The sequence below is a fragment of the Pseudomonas sp. 8(2025) genome (assembly GCF_052665325.1).
Window position 1 is genome coordinate 1 of record NZ_JBQOIE010000035.1, and the last position, 18,875, is coordinate 18,875.

The 18,875-nt window shown below is 59.6% G+C and carries 19 protein-coding genes and 1 tRNA gene; 5 read left to right on the plus strand and 15 right to left on the minus strand.

The window, feature by feature from the left end:
- The 5 genes from ACUXVH_RS31340 to ACUXVH_RS31360 form a co-directional block, all read right to left on the minus strand.
- Positions 1-218 (minus strand): RebB family R body protein (locus ACUXVH_RS31340; protein WP_368995990.1); only part of this gene is annotated, 218 nt, incomplete at its 3' end.
- Positions 219-331: 113 nt separating this feature from the next.
- Entirely contained in the window at positions 332-889 is a 558-nt protein-coding gene (locus ACUXVH_RS31345; protein ID WP_065364757.1) for a hypothetical protein, read from the minus strand.
- A gap of 141 nt (positions 890-1,030) precedes the next feature.
- Positions 1,031-1,699 carry a hypothetical protein gene (locus tag ACUXVH_RS31350; protein ID WP_065364756.1) on the minus strand — a complete coding sequence of 223 codons (669 nt, stop codon included), beginning with the start codon at positions 1,697-1,699 and terminating at the stop codon, positions 1,031-1,033.
- 24 nt (positions 1,700-1,723) lie between these two features.
- Positions 1,724-1,951, minus strand: a complete 228-nt coding sequence (locus ACUXVH_RS31355; protein WP_011058560.1) for a RebB family R body protein — start codon at positions 1,949-1,951, stop codon at positions 1,724-1,726.
- Positions 1,952-2,070: 119 nt separating this feature from the next.
- Positions 2,071-2,613 carry an RNA polymerase sigma factor gene (locus ACUXVH_RS31360; RefSeq protein ID WP_072443737.1) on the minus strand — a complete coding sequence of 181 codons (543 nt, stop codon included), beginning with the start codon at positions 2,611-2,613 and terminating at the stop codon, positions 2,071-2,073.
- 188 nt (positions 2,614-2,801) lie between these two features.
- Between ACUXVH_RS31360 and ACUXVH_RS31365 the strand changes: the two genes are divergently transcribed.
- From ACUXVH_RS31365 to ACUXVH_RS31375, 3 genes are all read left to right on the plus strand, one after another.
- A tRNA-Arg gene (locus ACUXVH_RS31365) sits at positions 2,802-2,878 on the plus strand.
- Between the two features lie 163 nt (positions 2,879-3,041).
- Entirely contained in the window at positions 3,042-3,893 is an 852-nt protein-coding gene (locus ACUXVH_RS31370; protein ID WP_065364755.1) for a hypothetical protein, read from the plus strand.
- The gene (locus tag ACUXVH_RS31375; RefSeq protein WP_011058557.1) at positions 3,877-4,341 is read left to right on the plus strand and encodes a hypothetical protein; all 465 of its coding nucleotides are present in this window, start codon (positions 3,877-3,879) and stop codon (positions 4,339-4,341) included. The genes ACUXVH_RS31370 and ACUXVH_RS31375 overlap by 17 nt, the downstream gene beginning before the upstream one ends.
- Positions 4,342-4,358: 17 nt before the next feature.
- Here ACUXVH_RS31375 and ACUXVH_RS31380 read toward each other — a convergent pair whose 3' ends face one another.
- The 7 genes from ACUXVH_RS31380 to ACUXVH_RS31410 form a co-directional block, all read right to left on the minus strand.
- On the minus strand, positions 4,359-4,544 hold the full coding sequence (locus tag ACUXVH_RS31380) for a hypothetical protein (RefSeq protein ID WP_011058556.1): 186 nt from the start codon (positions 4,542-4,544) through the stop codon (positions 4,359-4,361).
- Between the two features lie 72 nt (positions 4,545-4,616).
- Positions 4,617-5,300, minus strand: coding sequence for a hypothetical protein (locus tag ACUXVH_RS31385; RefSeq protein WP_065364754.1), 684 nt, complete (start codon positions 5,298-5,300; stop codon positions 4,617-4,619).
- Positions 5,297-5,878: an RNA polymerase sigma factor gene (locus ACUXVH_RS31390; protein WP_011058554.1), complete on the minus strand. Its 582-nt coding sequence runs from the start codon at positions 5,876-5,878 to the stop codon at positions 5,297-5,299. The genes ACUXVH_RS31385 and ACUXVH_RS31390 overlap by 4 nt, the downstream gene beginning before the upstream one ends.
- A gap of 37 nt (positions 5,879-5,915) precedes the next feature.
- Positions 5,916-7,664, minus strand: a complete 1,749-nt coding sequence (locus ACUXVH_RS31395) for a vWA domain-containing protein (RefSeq protein WP_065364753.1) — start codon at positions 7,662-7,664, stop codon at positions 5,916-5,918.
- Positions 7,665-7,752: 88 nt separating this feature from the next.
- Complete coding sequence (locus ACUXVH_RS31400; protein ID WP_011058553.1) at positions 7,753-8,313, minus strand: YbhB/YbcL family Raf kinase inhibitor-like protein; 561 nt, start codon at positions 8,311-8,313, stop codon at positions 7,753-7,755.
- A gap of 191 nt (positions 8,314-8,504) precedes the next feature.
- Positions 8,505-8,753 carry a BrnA antitoxin family protein gene (locus tag ACUXVH_RS31405; protein ID WP_065364752.1) on the minus strand — a complete coding sequence of 83 codons (249 nt, stop codon included), beginning with the start codon at positions 8,751-8,753 and terminating at the stop codon, positions 8,505-8,507.
- Positions 8,731-9,009 carry a BrnT family toxin gene (locus tag ACUXVH_RS31410; protein WP_065364751.1) on the minus strand — a complete coding sequence of 93 codons (279 nt, stop codon included), beginning with the start codon at positions 9,007-9,009 and terminating at the stop codon, positions 8,731-8,733. The genes ACUXVH_RS31405 and ACUXVH_RS31410 overlap by 23 nt, the downstream gene beginning before the upstream one ends.
- 247 nt (positions 9,010-9,256) lie before the next feature.
- On the opposite strand from ACUXVH_RS31410, the gene ACUXVH_RS31415 reads away from it, so the two are divergent.
- Together ACUXVH_RS31415 and ACUXVH_RS31420 are read left to right on the plus strand one after the other, a co-directional pair.
- Positions 9,257-9,526 carry a hypothetical protein gene (locus ACUXVH_RS31415; RefSeq protein ID WP_053148398.1) on the plus strand — a complete coding sequence of 90 codons (270 nt, stop codon included), beginning with the start codon at positions 9,257-9,259 and terminating at the stop codon, positions 9,524-9,526.
- 48 nt (positions 9,527-9,574) lie between these two features.
- Positions 9,575-10,165 (plus strand): DUF4291 domain-containing protein, encoded by a 591-nt coding sequence (locus ACUXVH_RS31420; RefSeq protein ID WP_065364750.1) that lies wholly within the window; start codon positions 9,575-9,577, stop codon positions 10,163-10,165.
- A gap of 86 nt (positions 10,166-10,251) precedes the next feature.
- Here the strand turns inward: ACUXVH_RS31420 and ACUXVH_RS31425 are convergent, their stop codons facing one another.
- The 3 genes from ACUXVH_RS31425 to ACUXVH_RS31435 all read right to left on the minus strand — a co-directional run.
- Positions 10,252-10,617 (minus strand): hypothetical protein, encoded by a 366-nt coding sequence (locus tag ACUXVH_RS31425; protein WP_141679917.1) that lies wholly within the window; start codon positions 10,615-10,617, stop codon positions 10,252-10,254.
- Positions 10,618-11,403: 786 nt separating this feature from the next.
- Positions 11,404-11,748: a hypothetical protein gene (locus tag ACUXVH_RS31430; RefSeq protein ID WP_141679916.1), complete on the minus strand. Its 345-nt coding sequence runs from the start codon at positions 11,746-11,748 to the stop codon at positions 11,404-11,406.
- 1,042 nt (positions 11,749-12,790) lie between these two features.
- Positions 12,791-18,875: hemagglutinin repeat-containing protein (locus ACUXVH_RS31435; protein ID WP_445496830.1), on the minus strand; the 6,085-nt coding region annotated here is incomplete at its 5' end.

Below are 18,875 nucleotides of genomic sequence, written 5' to 3' on the forward strand. Positions count from 1 at the left end.
GTGTCGACGCTGTAGATCTGCATCACGCCCTGGTTGGTGGCCGCCTGGGCCAGGGTGTTTTGCTGCTGCTGCGCCGAGACCGAGTTCTGGAACAGGATCGCGGTGGCCTGGGCCATGGATTGGTAGATGGTGCCCATCGCCATGGCCGGCGCTTCAGCGACGACCTTGACGTTGGTCTGGGTGACGGCATCGGTGATTTGTTCGTTTACAAGTGGCATGGCTCAACTTCCTTTGTTAGGCACACGGAGCATTCCGTGTCATTGAGTGAACGTGGCAGCCCTGATGCTGTGAAGCGGGGCTTGAACGGCCTTGCGGTTATTTCAGGGGGCCCTTATTGCCCACTGCCGGCGGTCAGTTGCTGGAGGGTGTCTTCGACTTTCTGCGACAGCCCGGCCATCCGCGCCTCGACCGCGACTTTCACCTCCTGCTGGACCAGGGCGCTGATCATTGCCTTGAGCTGCGGATCGTCCGGCGGGAAGCTGGCCGGGGACAGTGCCGGCGCCAGCGCCGCCGCGGCGGCTGCAGCGGCGGCGGTCGTCACCAGGCCGGCCCCGGGGGGCGATACCGACAGCGGCTCCTCGGACTCGGCGGCCGCCAGCAATTGGCGCAGCACCAGCTCCCGCGCCTGGGGATCGGCCTTGCCCGCGGCGGCGGAACCGGCCAGTTGATCGATGATCTGCCGGGTGCGCAGCCCATCGGACTGCATCAGCTCCGTGGCCCGCTGCCGCGCCTGATCGACGCTCTGTTGCGCGGCCCTGGACATGTCCAGCGGCTTGTCCTGGGCAAATGCCTCCAGTACCTGGCGCTCGACCTGGGTCAACGGGCGTTTCAGATACTTCTCGGCAAAGCCGAATATCGTCGCCATCGGGGTCTGCTCTTCATTCGCCATTGCATGCTCCTTACTCAATGAATGACGTTGAAGGGCTGGGCACCGGGTCCGTCGAACTTCAACGCCAGGGGAAAAGCCTGTGTCGCGGTCATGCTCCCGGCCGTGCAGGCCCCGGGCACCTGGCGCGCCCGGGGCGCTTGCTCAGGAGGACGGTGTGCGATTGGCCAGGGTGCTGCTGTACTTGGCGATGCTCTGGTCGATCTTGTCGATGGCCACGCCGGCCGCGTCGGCCTCCATGGCCCCGGCAGCCGCCGCCACCGCTGCCGCCGCGCCCACCAGCAGATCGGTGACCAACGCGCCCAGGGCATCCTCGGCAGCCCCCTTGACGTTCTCTTTGACGATGTTCTCGGTCATCTGCTTGAGCAGCACCGCCTGGGCCGCCAGGGCCAGCTTGCTGACCCCGTCGAAATACCCCGCCGCCGACTGCGCCACCAGGCCGGCGGCCTGGCTGATCATCATGTCCGGCGCTGCTGCGATCTGCGCCGGGGCATAGCTGAAGGTCTGGGCATTGCTGAACTGCACCGCCTGGACAATCTGGCTGTTCAGGGCATCGGTGCTGTCGCTGCTGGGCGTGCCGGCCTGCTTGAGCAGGTGCGCGTTCATCGTCTGCATCATCGAGGGCTGCGCCGGGCCTGCAGGCGATGGAGCAGGTTCGGGCGCCGGCGCGCTGGCTGTCGAGGCGGCGTCACCGGCCATCGCCGAGGGTGCCTCAGGCTCGGCGGCTACTGCAGCGGCGCCAGGGTCGGCCGCCGCGCCGGCGCTTTCATCGGCCGCGGCTGCGGGTGGGGTTTTCTTCTTGAACCAGGCCATGACGATTCTCCCGGGCGATCAGCCCTACTCGCCGATCGCCATGATCAGCGCCACGGCCTTGGACACCACCGCATTGGAGATCTGGTTGAGCGCCTGCTGGCTGTTGACCGCGTTCTGCAGCGACAGGCCGGCCGAGTGGCTGGCCACCTGGTACAGCGAGGCGATGGCCTGGGCCGGAGCCTCGGCCACGACCTTGACGTTGGTCTGGGTGACGGCATCGGTGATCTGCGAGTTGACCATTGGATCGGGCATACATCTCTCCTTAGATGGAATGGCCCACCGCAGAAGGCGGCGGCACCGGCTACAGCATCGAAAACAGGCTCACTGAACAGGAACGCCCGAGCGAGCCGGCTGTGAAACCTCAGGCCGTATCAACGCAACTGCGCCCGCAACAGCTGCACATACTTGCGCGCCAAGGGCTGGTTCATGCCCAGCTCGGCGGCGATGTGGGGATAGGGCAGGTCGTCGACAAACTTTAGTTCAAACAGGCGGCGCTTCTTCGGCGGCAGTTGCGCCACCCGTCGACTGAGCAGGGCCAGGGTCTCCAGCAATTCCACCTGGTCGAGCACCGACATCTGCGGGGCCTCCAGCTGCTGCAGCGGGTCATCCTCGAGCCCGGCGAAATCCACAAACAGGCGCTGCTCCCGGGCCTGCCGGCGGCAGCTGTCGACAAACACATGATCGAGCACCAGGAACAGAAAGCCCTGGGGGTCGCGAATCCGCTCCGGCGAGCGACGAAAGAACAGCAGCGCCTTGATCGCCGTGGCCGCCAGCCACTCTTGGGCACCATCGGCGTTGCCCCGCGCCAACTGCCGGGCGCGGCGCTGCAAACCGGGCAATACCGCCCTCCAGCTGGCTTCGAACAGTTGGTCCGGCAGGCCCGCTTGCAGGCCGCCCGGCATGGAACAGTTCATCTCCTGCACCTCCCTGTGCCCCGTGATTGCACGGTTCTGGCTGCAGGTTGCGCGCAGGTACGAGGAAGCTTCAGCAGGAAAAACTGCCACTACGCCCCGGGTTTCCGGGGGTTGCGACGGACAAGCACCAGCCGATGAAAACCGGCGTGGACGCCCCGAGTCGACATAGGTATGATGTCGCCCGCACTGCACTCGTAGCTCAGCTGGATAGAGTACTGCCCTCCGAAGGCAGGGGTCGTGGGTTCGAATCCCGCCGAGTGCGCCATCTTCAGCGAAAAAGCCCCAGGTCTTACGGCCTGGGGCTTTTTTGTTGATCCGCGATGCAAAACGGCGCAATGCCCGAACGGCACCCCGCACACATGACGGCCCCGGGCTGTCCTGGCGAGGCGCAACTTGCTACATTCGCCGCCCCCGGACAGGAGGTCCCGATGCTGCGCCATCCCCTGCACAATCAACCCTTCGAGCCCCAGATACGCGACTGGGTCACCTGGTTCATGGGCTATGACATGCCCCCGGCCCTGGATGCCGAACTGAACCGCTACAACCCCAATGACCCGGACGACCGCGAATACCTGGTCCGCCACTACGGCCTGATGCGCCACGGTTCCCGGGAAAATTTCCGGCATCGACAGCGGCTGGTGGAGGTGCTGCAAGCGGCCCTGGATGACCCGGACTACGACTTCGAACAGATCTGGGAGCCCATCGAGGACGACTACGAATACGATCAGTGGCCCAGCAACTGGCCAGGGGTGATCGACAACAGCCGGGACCTTTTCCAGCGCCTGCTGAACGCGGCACGGGAGCGCTGGCAGGAAGACCTGGTCCGCGCGCAATTGCCTTCGCTGGCAGAGTGCCGGGCAATCCCGCACCGTGAGCGTTTCGGCGGGGATTGGCTGTTCGGCATCGACAACCCTGAAGCCTGGCGGGCCGAGTTCGATGTGACCGCCACGCCCTATGACCTGGAGACCCAGGGCCCGCAGTTCCAGGGCGAGCAACTGAGCCTGCACCTGAGCGGTGAACTGCCGCGCTTGTCTGTGCCTGCCAGCTGGCCGGTGATCGAGGCGGCGACCCACTGCAGTTTCGTGCTCAAGGTCCAGGGCATCAGCGAACTGGCGGTCAGCGGCACGCGCTTCGACGGGCGCATGCGCACCCAGCTCACTCGCCTGGGCCTCGGTTATCACCTGCGCCTGGAAATCGGCTTCGATTGCGTGATCGAATGCGTGGCGTTATCTGTGAGCATCGCCGACGTCAAGGGAACACCCGATGAAAAGCAACTTTGAAGTGGCTCTGGAGCGCGAGGAAGTGCTGCAGTTCTTTCGCGGCCAGGGCCAGTACCTGACCCGGGACGGCGATTGGGACGAGCACCTGTACTGCATCAATTGGCCGGGGATCTTCGCCTACCTGCGGGACAACGCCGACGGCGCACAGCAACTGAGTGCCAGCTTCGAGCGCTACGCGTACAGCGTCGAGGAAAGCATTGAGGACTGTTTCGGCCTGCGGGAAAACCTGTTCTGCTACTACTCGACCCGAGCCCGCTGGGCGCCCGAGAGTGTCGACCTGCTGGGGCAATTGCCGGAGCCCTGCCGGCGGCGGATCGTGCAGCGCCTGAGCTGGTATCGCTGGCAAGTGGAAAACCACGCCCGGCTGCTGCCGGAACGGGCCCGGCGCATGACCGCGGACGGTGCCTGCGCCGAGTTCATCGAGTTGCCCGCCACCCCCTACGCCTGAGCGCTGGGGCTGCCGGATCACTCCTCCTCGACGGCGTCGGAGTGCGGGGCCGCCTGATCGTCTTCGTCGTCGGCCTGCTGATCGAGGTCCTCGCCCTCTTCAAGGCCAAAGTCCTTGCGGCTTTCCTTGATGGCCTGGCGCAGCTCCGCGCCCTTGATCGGGCAGTTCAACATTGCAGCAATACGGTCGATGCGGGGTGCCATGACCGGCCTCTCACTTTCTGGAAACTGGGCAGATAGTGCGCGTTTTCCGCTGCGACAGCCAACCCCCGCACCTTATTGACGACGCAAGGCTTGCAGGCGCGCGTCCAGATCCTCCTGTGGATAAGTTTCCTGCAGTTGGAGCAGCAGCTCGGCCGCCGCGCGGTTCTGGCCCTCGTCCCATAGACGCAGCACTGTCTGCAGTTGCTCATTCAATCGCTTGATCGCCCGGGGCGCGACCGGCGCCGACATGCGCTTGGCCAGCTTGCTCGACTCGGCCCTGGGCTTGGCCATCGCAGGTGGCGCTGCATCAGCGGACGCTTCCATCTCCGGCGCCGCGGCAAAACTGCCGACAGGGGCCGCCGGAGCGATGGGCGAAGGGGCAGCCGGCTCAGGGACGCTCAAGGCCCCGGCCAGCTCGGCGGAACGTGGCGCCGCCTGGCGTGCCATGGGCGCAGCTGGGGCTGGAGCGGGCGCAGGGACAAAGGCCTGCTCTTGTGGATAGTGCTCCGGGGAAGGCCGCAGCAAACCGATGACCAGGGCCACGCCAAACAGACTGGCAAAAGCCAGTTGATAACGCGGCCGCAGGCAGGCCTGCATCCAGCGTTGCCAGAAGCCGGGCTTGGGCGCCGGGGCTTCGCGGCGGGCAGTGGCCAGGATCAGGGCGTCGAGATGGGCCGGTGGCTCCTGGGTACTGTGTTGGCGGATATGCGCCAGCATCTGCTCTTCGGGGGTTGGGGTCTGTCGGGCGTCAGTCATGTGAGTACCTCCTCGGCCAGGAGCCGACGCAACTTTTTCAACGCATAGCGGAAACGGCTTTTCACCGTTTCCAGGGGAGCCTGGGTCAGGCTGGCGATTTCCGGCAGTTCCAGGTCGCCGTGGGCCCGCAGCAGGAACACCTCGCGCTGGTCTTCGGGCAGGTCCTGCAGGGCGGCTTCGATACGCTGCTGGTCGCGGCACAGGCTCAGTTGCTGTTCGGGGCCGGGGGCTTGGTCGGCTTCACCGTGCAGTTGTTCGTCATAGCTGTCGTGCAACGGGTTGCGCTGGCCGTGCTTGCGCCAGTGGTCGATCAAGCGGTTGCGGGCAATCTGGTACAACCAGGTCCGGAAGCTGGCCCGGCCCTGGGGCTGGCTGGTGCTGCGGATCAGGCTGAGCCAGGTTTCCTGGTAGACCTCATCCGCCAGCTCGGCCTTGCCACACAGGCTCAGCACAAAGCGATACAAGCCCTGGCGATGGCGCTGGTAAAGCACCTCGAAGGCCGCGGGGTCTCCGGCACGGTAACGCGCCAGCAGCGTTTCATCGCTGCTGGCGTCGCTGGTGGATTGGGCAGCAGACATAGGGCGGTTGAACTCCTGTTCACTGCGGGTCTGAGGTCTACTCAAGGCGGCTCTGCACTTGGCTCAAGTCCACGGGCTGCGCCGCCTGGGCTTTCGGCGCCTGAGTTTGCAGGCTTTGCGCCAGCTCCACCAGCTGTACGAACTCGCCTCGCAGGCCGTAAGGGTCGGCACCCTTGGCGCCCTGGGCCAGCTTGACCGTGTCGGCCAGGCTGAAGTTGCCGGTGTAGCGGCCGTCCTTGATCTGCTGGGAGAACGCCGCCACGGCTGCGGCGAAGCGCAGGTCGGGGCTGGCCGCCGCCAGGCTGCCGGGCTGCTGGGCACTGATGGGCCGTTCGATCAGGCGGCTGCTGCCGCCTTCCGGCGCCTTGTAGCGCAGCCGCAGCATGGCCAGCTCGCCCTGCTTGCCACTCTGTTGCGGCGCCTTGGCCTGGGCATAACGCAGCGGCTCCAGCCAACCCTTCTCGCCAGCCGGGACAATTTCATACAACGCGGTAACCGTATGCCCTGCACCGATTTCCCCGGCGTCGACCTTGTCGTTGCTGAAGTCTTCTCGCTTGAGTGCACGGTTCTCATAACCCAGCAGGCGGTATTCACTGACCTGGGCCGGGTTGAACTCCACTTGCAGCTTCACGTCCTTGGCCACCACCGCCAGGGTCGAGCTGAGCTGGTCCACCAGCACCTTGCGCGCTTCGCGCAGATTGTCGATGTAGGCGTAGTTGCCGTCACCGGCATCGGCCAGTTGCTCCATCAGGTGCTCGTTGTAGTTGTCCACACCGAACCCCAGGGTGGTCAGGGAGACACCACTCTTGCGCTTCTCGGCGGCCATGGCCTTGAGGCTGTCGAAGTCGCTGACGCCGACGTTGAAGTCGCCGTCGGTGGCCAGCAGGATGCGGTTGATGCCCTTGTCGATAAAACCCTGCTGGGCCATCTGGTAGGCCAGCTGGATACCCGAGGCGCCCGCCGTGGAACCACCCGCGGTGAGCTGGTCGATGGCAGTGCGGATCTTCGCCTTGTCACGACCGGACGTGGGCTCCAGCACCACCCGTGATTCACCGGCGTAGACCACCAGCGACACCCGATCCTGGTCCCGCAGTTGATCCACCAGCAGCTTGAGGGTGCTTTTCACCAGGGGCAGGCCTTCACGGCGATCCATGGAGCCGGAGACATCCACCAGGAACACCAGGTTGGCCGGGGCCAGCTCCGCCACCGCGCGATCCGATGCCTTGATGCCGATGCGCAGCAGGCGGGTATGGGGATTCCACGGCGACGGCGCCAGCTCGGTGGTCACGCCAAAGGGCGAGCCGTCCGTGGGCAGGGCGTAATCGTAGGGGAAGTAGTTGACCAGTTCCTCCAGGCGCACCGCGCCCTCCGGCGGCAGGCTGCCCTGGTTGAGCAAGCGGCGGACGTTGGCATAGGCACCCGTATCGACGTCGGCGCTGAAGGTCGAGACCGGTGCTTCGGCGACGCTGTGGATCGGGTTGTCCGGCAGTTTCTGGTACTGCTCCCGGGGCTCGTCGCGGTAACCGGCCACCAGCGAATCCCGTGAGCTAATGGGCGCCGGCATCGGCGCTGACAACCTCATCGGATGCACAGCGCGCTTGGCCATGGTGGCATCGGCATGCTGCACCTCGTACTGCGCTTGAGGCGCAGCCTGCAATGCTCCCTGGGTTGACGAGCCGGCAGCGGATTCGGGCTTGGACGACACACCACAGCCGGCAACTGCCAGCAACAGGCCGGCGGCAAAACCCTGGGCGGCCGGACGAAGGAAATGCACGGGAAGGGACATGGGGCTGACCTCGGAAAGAAATGATCCATTCCCCCCTTCAGACGAAGCCCCTGGGCGATTCGGGTTAAGCCTTCGAAAAAAATTTCACTCAGCGGGAATAGCGGCGCACCACACTGCTGTTGCGCAGTACGTGACCGTTGATCTTTTCCAGCAGTTGGGCGCGGGTCAGCCCGGCGGGCAGGGCTTCCGGCGGCAGGTCCAGGGCGTAGATCTGGATGATGTAGTGGTGCGCGCTGTCACCCACCGGCGGGCACGGGCCCATATAGGAAGTACCGTTGCGGCTGTTGAGGCCGGCCAGCCCTTCCAGGTTCGGCTTGTTGCCGGCACCGGCGGGAATCTGCCGGGTGGTGGGCTTGATGCCGTAGTGCACCCAGTGATCCACGCCCTGGCCCTTGGCCCCGTCCGGGTCGTGCATGACGATGGCGTAGCTCAAGGTCCCGGTCGGGCCGGCGGTCCAGTTCAAGGCCGGGGAATTATTGTGCCCGCCACAGCCCTTGGCATCGCTGGCATTGCCCGTGGTGAACAGCCGGTCATCCGAAACCCCGGGAATGTTCAGGGTAAAACGCTCCTGGGCCTGCACGGGCAAGTGCAGGCACAGCAACGCGGCACCAACGGCCAGCCAAGTATTGCGGGAGGCAAAGCGAGACATACGAAAGCACCTTATTTGCGGATGAGATCAGGGTGAGCACAAGACTATAGCCTGCACGAAAGAGCGCACTCCTTCGCACCAGGCAAGGGAGCAGATTGAGCTTGAGGACGGGGGTAGTTGTAAATGAATATTTCAGACAGGAATCGCAATGGCGACCACCCTCCACGGCCGGCCGGAAAGAGCGGCGGGCCTCAGTCCCGGTGGGCCTGCATGTACTGGCGCAGCAATTGGTTGATCCGCGTCTGGTAACCCGCGCCCTGGCCCTTGAACCACTCCAGCACATCGGCATCCAGGCGAATGGTCACGGCCTTCTTGCCCGGCAGGTGCACCTCTGCGCGGCGAAAGAAATCGTCATTTAGCTCGGGAATATCAGAAGTATCGATGCCCTGGTCATCGGTTTTCGCCAGGCGATCCCAATCAGTTTTCGATCCGTTGGACATAATATTTAGCCTCCCGCTTAGTGGCTTTGCGCGCCGAAATGATGCGCACCGCATGACCCCGCCGCTCGGTATGGACCACTGCGCCCACCAGGGCCCTGATCCAACCGAGGCTGGCCCAGCGCTCCTCGCCGTAGTCCAGGCGCTCATCGCGCAAGGACAGCACCGGGCGCTGGAACATCAGCACCGCATCGTTGAAATCGATGCCGTGCTTGAGGATGTTGGCGTGGTTCTTGGCCTCGTCCCATGCAACGTACATGAGCAGTTTCGTATTTACAAATGTACATACAGGCTAGCCGACCAGCAGTAAAAAACACCTGGAAATACAGTCGCAAGCGGGATGGATGTGTGCGGAAAAAGCCCTACAACGCTCTCGGAAAAGACGCCACCACACTTGCCTTGCACCCTCGCAAGCCCGCGGCTTATAGTCCGGCCGTCGCCCATATGGCGACCTGGTTTGGCGACCGGAGTAACGAGTACATCGATCCATTAAGCGAGGTGTACTAATGAACCGTTATATATCCCTAACCGGCCACGACTGCCTGATTCCTTCCCTGCTGATCGACACCCAGGCGCCCATCGATGTGCTGCACGACGCCGCAGCCTTTCGCATCCGCGCCGCGACCCAACTGCTGGAGAACTTCGCCGCCGAGACCCTGCGCAGCGAACCGGTGCTACTGCAGGAACTGACCCTGGTGTGCAGCATCCTGCTGCGCGATGGCTGTGATCTGCTGGATGTGACATCACGGCGCCTGCAACCGCAGGCCGAACTCTAAACACCCCAGGGCGGCTTCCCGGCCGCCCATTCTTCATAAGGAAATGCCATGCATAAACCCGCAACAGAAATCCCCGAGCGCCAGATCCGCGCGCTCTACGACGCCGACACCATCCGCGTCTACCAGGCCTACTCCGACAACATCGCCGACGCCGCCCTGGCCCACGGCACCTTCGTCTCCCCACCCTTCAAGATGGAGCGCATGACCTGGATAAAGCCGTCCTTCCTCTGGATGATGTACCGCGCCGGCTGGGGTTTTAAGGACGCCGGACAGACCCGCATCCTGGCCATCGACATCAGCCGCGAAGGCTTCGAATGGGCCCTGGCCAACGGTTGCCTGAGCCATGTCGACGAGTCCATGAGCAAGGAAGAGTGGTTGAAGTTGAAAGACCAGTCGCCGGTGCGGATTCAGTGGGACCCGGAACGGGATCTGTACCTGCGGCCCCAGGAACATCGTGCGATCCAGATCGGCCTGAGCAAGGAGGCCGTGCAGTTGTATGTGAACCAGTGGATCAAGCGCATCACCGACGTCACGCCCCTGGCTCACGAGATTCATCGACTGATTGAGGAAGGGGACTTGGGGGGGGCCAGCAGGCTGCTTCCGCAGGAGCGGGAGTACTCTATGGGGTTTGATGTATAACCTGCACTTTCGGAAGTTGCAGCTAAGTTACTGGAAGAACTCACTCATTCACCTTAGAGGCTTAGCAAACAACAATCGTCATCTGATCAATCCCACTTAAAATCAGGTGTGATGGTACATAAAACCCCTGCGTGACCAAGCATTTTCCTGACCCGCGAGACCTCAACAGCCTGCCCGGAGAACAGAAGAAATTGGCCTTTCTGCAGTGCTTTTCTGGACATCAAAAAATTATAACCTGCCACCTCGGATACAACTCGCACATGTGCTTCGCTTTTATAATTACCGCTACAAAAAATTTTATATTCTCGCTCATCGATTTTAATGTCTGAAATATGTGTAGTAACCAAGGACCAGCCACAACCGGAACACCTTAACCCTTGGGTAGAACCCTCGTTAAACACATCGAGCTGTTCTTCACACGATGTACATATTAGAGGAGATACTTCTTTCATCATGGCTTACCAGATTAAAACACTTTGAAAACCGTGGATTACTAGGAAATCATCTACTGCTCAACGGTCACCAGTTCCTTCAAAGAAACACAAAAGTCATCTACCGCTAAAAAATCAATACCAGCCTCGAACCCAAAATATACATTCGAAGATTCTTCGCAACTACTTCCAAGGTTAAATAAAAAACCTATGGAAAAGTATCCATCTTCCATGCTTTCAGCCTCCCCGGCCATGAACCTTATTTGAAAGTCGCTTTCCAAAGGCATATAAACCAGTGACTCATTAACCTGATTAGTAAGCACTGACAATTTATGCCTATAGAAATAATCAACAAGCCTATTTATATCATCAAAATTCAAACTACAAAAGAAATCAGCCGGTAAACAGCCAGAATATTTATCATACCAAATACTGACAATATCGAAGTCAAAAAAAACTATCCTTAGCCTTCATATTTTTGACAATAAACTCTAACACTCCCGCCTCTGTCTTAAGTTTAATGCTCATGCTACATCTCACTTAAAAATGCAAAATACATGCATACATATCTCTGTACCACGCGCGATTACACCATAATATATTTTCTTCTTCACTCTAAAAACTCATCACTTACGTGACTCTTACTTAATATATAGCCCACTATGATCCGAAGGCTGACAAACTAGAAAAAACAAACTTGATGCAGGTCACAGCAGAGCTTTTTTTTCAAACCTTATTTCAATCTTGAAAAAATCAAAGACTCAGGAGTTAGTGAAAAATCATCTGAGTCATCATGCAGCCCATGAGCTATCCTTCACCTACAATGACTTTTCGCAACCCAACTAAAGCAGTTCTTATCAACTTAACTTCATAGTCCGCATTCAAAGTTATCTTTACGCCTGCCAGCATCGAGCTCAATTTCTCTTTCGGATAAACATCCGCCATTGAATACAACTCTTGGATCACCCTATCAATCAAGCCTACAACTACATCAGCATACTCTTGGCTTTTCAGAAATTTATCTAGCTGCAGATCAATACAACCAGGGCCGCCATACGAAATCGAATCGACCCAAGAATCAAACATATAGTCCAATGCTTCCGAGCTTACATATTTTCCGGACTCTATTACTAGAAAGCAGGCAATACTCAAGTCCAGATCATGAATCCGCGTAAACTGCCCAGAAAACTCTAAATTCGAATAAGCCAAATCAAACTCTCACTCATTGTAAGTATGAAACAGAGCCCTGCCATCTTGGGATTCTTTATTCCGCTCTAATAAACCCAAGCCACCCTACACCAACAACCAGGTAACTAGTCAGAAGATTTTCAACATCAGCCTCTTCGGAAAACTAGAAATTTCCGATACATAAAGGAAATTCTACAAACTCTTGTCGATGCAACTTAAATACTAGACGATGCATGTTTTTTGCATCCCCAACATTTCTATGCAGAATTTCCTGCAGACTTGATTCATATTCAGCATATAACACAGCGCCTTCACATACTCTTACTTCTCTCACAAGCTTCCGCGCACCATACTTTAAAAGAATCGAATACACTCCTTTACTTTTCGCTTCGAAACCAACAACTATTAGTTTCACAAACTACTGCTCAAAAATTAAATAAGAACCCCATGTTCCTTGAGGCCATTTCATTTCCATTTTTTGCTAGTCCCTTTACACAGTTCACAAATCATCACACATCCACAACTATTCAAACCATCGACTAAAATCCAGCATCCTATTTCATTACCTCCTTCCCAAAGCTGAGCAACCACGAGCCTGTTGAGCTCAGCGCATAAAAAATCCCAATATTTCCGTTTCAACATAAGAGCAAGTCTTCTTACGAGAGCCAGACCATCTAACTTCTAAAAAACAAAACAACTTCTTTTGTCCTCCGTCTCATAACGCCAAGATTTTATAATGCCCTCTTTTGAGACAAGTATTGAGTAACGACAATCCATAAGCCACGTAATGTAGTAGCGCTTTTCACCTGCCTCTTCATCCAAAACTTTATCAAAAGCTGCATTCTTATTGCTGGGCGACCAATATTGATGCAAACAATCTGGCAGGCATCTAGGAGGCCAAAAGTGCGACTCAAACGGAGTACCAACCAACCCATTGGTAGCACTAACCCAAGTCGAATAAAAAGGTGACGAGCATCCTATAGCAAAGAGACAGACCAAAAATACATTAATTATTTTTTTCATCTTTCCTCACTGCATCAGTTAGAGGCCTATATTTATCAATGATTGCCCCGTAATTGACTATTAATGCGGGCGGCATACTACCAATATTTTCAAAAATACTCATATCAGGCTTTTCGCCTAAAGAACCTCCCAGTTGCCAGCTCAACTTTTTCAGCTCGATCAGTCTATTCATCCAAGTATCATGTAAAGTCGCAAATGCATTAACACCAGGAACATTACTTAAAAAATTACTAAGAGGCATTCCGTGACAAATAGCCAACAAGGAAGTACACGTTTGATTTAGACCAACATTATTTCCTTCTCGCTCTATTCCACTGACAGTAACGCGCGGCACAAGCCCCCCATCTAGCTCTTGAAAAACATTGCTTCCAGGTCTCTCCACCCCAGGCCTAACATCCGGGTCTCGACCCGCCGAATACTGATACAACTCCATCAACGCCCCAGTCGCTGCAATACTCAACCAAGTGTCTTTGTCCTTACCACTCAAGGCCCCCTTCAGTGCGGTATTGGCTGCATAAGCCTTCAAGCGCCCGGCATAGTCATCGCCATAAACATAATTACCTTCCGCACTTAAAGTCCGCCCCATCTCGTTGGTAAAGGCCGCACCGAAACCAGCAATCACCGCACCGGTTGCGTAGCCTTTCAAGCTGTTTTCACTGAATACGTCCTTCACCACATTGCCCAGATTGCCCTTGTTGTTGATAGTGCTAGCCGCAGCGGTGCCCGCCATCGAAGATAACGCCGTAGTAACCATCGCATTACCCCACCCCGCCGCCGCAGTGCCGACTGCCGTTCCCGCCTGAACCATCGCTGCATTTCCCGCAGCCGCCATTGCCGAACCGGACCCAGCACTCGCCCCCGCAGCCGTACCTATAGCACCGCTGGCGGCACCCGCCGTAAAAGCGGCGACGACGATGACAATCGCCAGCATCGCCCCCTGACCAAGACTTGAATGGCTGTACTTGAAGCTGTCATGAATCTCCTGCACCTTGCGCCAGTCCACATCTCCTCGCTGCTCTGCCTCCTTGAGCCAGGCCAGTTGCGGGTCGGCCTTGACCATCGCGTCAATGCTCTGGCTGATGGTGCCCTGGTCGATCTGCTTGATATCGATCTTCAGTCCATCCAGGGCCTTGATCGCTACCTTGCCTTGAGCTAACAACGCTGTCTGGCGCAAGGTCTCATCGGTGTTGCCCTTCCCTTTGGCGCTGGTCCAGGCCAGGCTATTGTTGCTCTTCTCATGACTCTCTTGATGCAGGTCCTTCACCCCTTCAAAGGTGATGGCTCTACCGCTATCTAGGGTGATGTCCTTGTCACTCTCCAATTTGGCGACCTGATACTTCTGATCGCCACCACTCACCAGAGTCAAATTACCACCCGTACTGATTTCGCTGCCCACATGGGTAACCTGAGTGACCTCATCGCGCTGGGTCTTCTTGCTACCCCAACTACCCTTTTTCTTCATGTCATACAGCGAGTAATTGCTGTCTTGAGCCGCCAGCAGATTCAGTTGGTTAGCGGCCACCAGATAAGCTTCATCCCCGGCTGTCACACGGCTGGAGATCAAGGTCAGATCCTCACCCGCAGTCAGCGAAACATCTCCCCCCGCCGTCACCGTGGAAGCAACCTGTTTGACATGATCTTCCTGGCTTTTGACCTTTTTGGTCTTGCTGTAGAAGTGCGTTTCATTGGCCACCGAAACCAGGTTCAGATTCTCGGTGGCCACCATCGCCACATCGCGCTTGGCTTCGATCTGGCTGGCGATGGCGGTGATGTCGCGGCCGGCGCTGATGGCCAGATCGCGACCGGCCTGCAGGCTGGAGCCGTTCTGGGTCACGCTGAGGTCGTTGTAGCGCACGCCGCGGTCGTTGCTGACCACCTGTTCCACAGCGCTCAGGTTGACGTCGCGACCGGCCTTGAGGCTGGTGTCGGCTCCGCTCTTGAGTACGCTGCCGTTGTTGTTGATGTCGCGCCCGGCACTGATCACCAGGCTGTTCGCCGCTTCTACCCGGGCGGCGTTGTCGACGAAGTCGCGCTGCTGGGCGTAGCTGCCGTTGCTGCTCTGGTGCGAGGTCAGGGTGCGCTCGTTGATGACGTCGCCCCAGGTTGCGGCGAGGCTCACGTCACGCCCGGCGACGATGCCGCCGGCCTTGTTCACCAGGTCGTTGCCGGCCAGCAGGTCAAGGCGATTACCGGATTCCACCAGGCCGCTGTTGATCAGGTTCTGCCCGGCCTGGGCCGACAGGTTGTTGGTCGCGCGCAGGGTGCCGACGTTGTTAAGGTCCTGGCCGGCGATCAGGTTGACGTCGTTACCCGCGATCAGGACGCCGTTCGGGGCGAGTCGGTTCTTGGCCTGGGCCAGGTAGAGCACGGGCACCAGCACTTGTTCGCCGTTCACTTCATGGCTTTCCAGCCAGACGATGTCGTGAGTCAGGGCCGCCACCTGCTCGGAGGTCAGGGTCACGCCCACCGACAGGTTGAGCTGTTGCCGGCTCTGGATGGCGTTGTCCATCAGGTACTTGAACAGCTGTTCGTCGCTGTTCTGGCCGTCGATAAAACGCTGGCCGGTACGGGCTTGTACCGCTTGTTGAATCAGCTTCTGCTCGTAGAAGCCATCCCCCAGGCGTTTGGCGCTGTCGTCCGGGTTGTAACCGAGGCTGGACAGCAGGTAGTCCGAGCTCATGAACTGCTTGAGGTCGGTGAGTACCGGGTTGGTTTCTATCAGGTACTTGTGCGGCCGGGTAAGGTTCGCGGCATCCGGCAGGCCGGCGATCTGCGCCGGAGCTGGTGTGGCGCTGCTGCTCTGACCACTGAGGCGGAACAGACCGTTCTGCCCAGCGGGCAGACTAAAGCCAGGCAGGGCCAGGGGGTTGACCTGTTGCTGGGTCAGGTCTGGGGGCAGTTGCGGGCTGAGGCTGATGCGAGTGGCGAAGGCGGTATCCGGTACTTGGGTATCGGTACGCGCACCGCTGCCGACATAGGTGTAACCCGGACGGACCACGCTGCTGTCGAAGCCATTGCCGGCCTTGATGCTCACCGCTCCCCCGGCCTGGATCACTGCGGCATAGCTTTGATCACCACCGGCGAGTTTTTTCGTCGTCCCCAGGCCGACCCACTCACGTTCGGTCATGCCGATAAAACCGGCCAGCGCGCCTTCCAGACCACCCAGGTCATCAGGCGTATAACCCGCACTCTGGAACCAGTATCGGTTGGTGACAGCGTTAGCGACGTTGTACCAGGCACTGGCATTTTTGGTCCGCGCCGACATGAACACCCGGGTGGTTTCGGTCTCGCCGGTTTCCACGCCGCTGTGGGTCAGGTTGTTGACCGTGGCCACCAGGTTGCCGGCAGCGCTGATACTGCTGCTCTGGTTCAGCAGGTCGCCGGCGTTGATATTCAGGTTGACGCCCGCGGCAATGCTCGACGCCGCACTCGCTTCGGTGACTTCGAATTTGTCGCGCTGAACGATCTCCCACACGTGATTGCGTTTGCCGCCACAGTCACCGGCGTTGTAGCCCTCGATGCAGGCGACTTCACCAATTCTGGCGGTGTAGATGCCGCCGTTGTTGGTGGCCAGCACATCGCGCATGTTCTCAAGGGTGCTGGCTGCAAGCGTCATGGAACCATCGCTTTGCAGGGTGCCGGAACGGTTGGCGATGCGGCTGGCCAGAGCCCCCTGACCATCGCGATCGATCGTCAGATGACCGAGGCTGTAAACGTTGCCGTAGCTGTTGGTCAGGGTGTCGACCCGCAGCCCCATGTCGTCGCCACTGAACACCAGCCCGTGATCGTTGAGCAGGCCGCCGGTGGTCAAGGTCAGGTTCTGGGCAGCCCCAAGGGTGCCCTGATTGTTGATGCCACTCGCGTTGAGCGTGAGCCCGGCCGCAGCGCTCAGGCGCCCTGCGTTGTTCAACTGGCCGAACACCGAGACTGTGGTGTTGCCGCCGCCAGCAATACTGGCACTGTCTGCCAGGTCCACTTGGGCAGCTTTTAGGTCCAGTTGCCCAAAGCTGCTGAGTCGGCCCTTGCTGCTGTAATGACCACTGAGGTCGATATTGACGCCTGCATCACTGCCGATCAGGCCGTCATTGATCCAGTTCACGCCGCTGCCTATCAGGCCATTGCCGGCTAGGAGCTGGCCCGTACGGGCCTGGGTCAGGTGGTTGACGTTGACTGTCAGTTTCCCGGCCTGGATCGAGCTGCTGTTGGTCCAGCGTTCGCCTTCCAGGATCAGCTGACCGGCGGTTTTCAGGCGCCCGCCCACATCCTCGAGGTTGGCCATGGACAGGCCGAACAGGCCGTTGCCGCTGTGCAGCACGCTGCCGCCACGGTTGTTGAAGCTGCCAGCGTCGAAGGCCAGGTTTTGGTTGGCGGTTTCCAGAGAGCCATCGCGGTTGTCGAACAATCCGCCGAGCTCCAGCCGTGTATCGCCACCGTCTCCCAGGGCGCGCAATTGGCCGGTCTGATTGTCGAGGCTGGCGGCCTTGATCGTCAGGCTGCTGTCGCTTTCGATGATGCCCTTGTGGTTATTCAGAGCGCCGCTGAGGTCGAAATTAATCTGCTGGCCGGCGATTTGCCCGTTGTTGCCGCTGTTGTCGAAATGGCCGCCGCTAACTTTGACAAGGCCCTTGGCGTAGAGGCCACCGTTGCGGTTATCGAAATCGCCGGTGGTGATCAGCGCATCGCCGCTTTGCGCGGAAATCCGCCCGCCGTCGTTGTCTATGCCAGCCAGGGCCTTGAGGGTCAGGCGCTGGGCCTGGGTCACGCCGCCCTGGCGGTTGTTGCTCGGGTCGTAGCCGTTTTTCAGCACGCCGCGAAGATCGGCGGTCATCGCGCCTTGCACGCTAGAAAGCACGCCCCCACGGTTATCCAAGTGGCCGGCGCCGATGTTCAGGTTACCGTTCCTGGCCAGGATGCGACCACTCTGGTTGTCGATGTCGCCGGTGCTCAGGTTCAGAGCGCCTTGGCTCTGCAGGGTGCCCTTGCCATTGGTGAGGCTCCCGGCCTGAACGTGCAGGCCGCCGGTCTGGCTGTAGATCAAGCCATCACCGCTGTTCTGCAGTGCGCCGTCCAGGGTCAGGGTCAGTGGGTCGTTGGCCATCAAGGTCCCACGGTTACGATTGTCCAGGCTGGCAGCGAACAGGCTCAGCAGGCCCTGGCTGGCCATCTGGCCACCCCGATTGTCGATCTGCCCAGCGCGTTCGATGCGCAGCGGGCCGCCGCTGGCCAGCTTGCCGTGGGTATTGTTCAACGCGCCCAACAGATTAAGGGTGACGGCGGTTTTGCCGGTGAAAGTGCCGGTGCCATTGTCCAGGTCGGTGCCGGTAAAGGTCAGGTCACCCGCGGCGTCAAGGGTGCCGCCGTTGTTGCCCAGGGTCATGGCCTGCAGGGTCAGGGTCGCGGCGCTGTCGATGGAGCCGCCCTGGCTGTTGTCCAGCAGGTCGCGCAGCTTGAGGCTTTGCTCGCCGGCGCTGGAGATCACCCCCTGGTGGCTGTTGTCGAGGCTGGCGGCCTTGACGTCCAGAGCCTGCTGGCTGACCAGGCCACCGCCCTGGCTGTTGTTCAAGGCGTCGCTGAGGGTGACCTCGACACCGCCCTTGAGGCTGGAGACGGTGCCCTTGTTGCTGTTGTTCAAGCCTGTGCCGTTGAGGGTCAGGCCCTGCCAGCCCGACAGCAGCCCGCCCTGGTTGTCCAGTTCTGCCGTACCGGTTATCTCCAGGGTCTGTTGCGCCAGTACCACGCCGGTGAGGTTGTCCATGCCGGCCAGTACCAGGGTGCTGCTGCCCTGGCTCGACAGCTCGCCACCGCTGTTGCCCAGGTGGCCCAGGGTGGCATTGAGGGACTGCTGGCTCTTGATCAGGCCGCCCTGGCCGTTGCGCACTTGCTCGGCATCGAGTTGCAGGCGCTCGGCGCTCAGCAGCTTGCCCTGACGGCTGTTATCCAGAGCCCCGGCACTGACCTTCACCTGGCGCTGCCCGCTCAGGGTGCCGCCTCGGTTGTCCAGGATCTGGGCCGTGTTCAGGGTCAGGTCGCGGCTGGCGACAATGCTCTTGCCGCGGTTGTCGAGATCC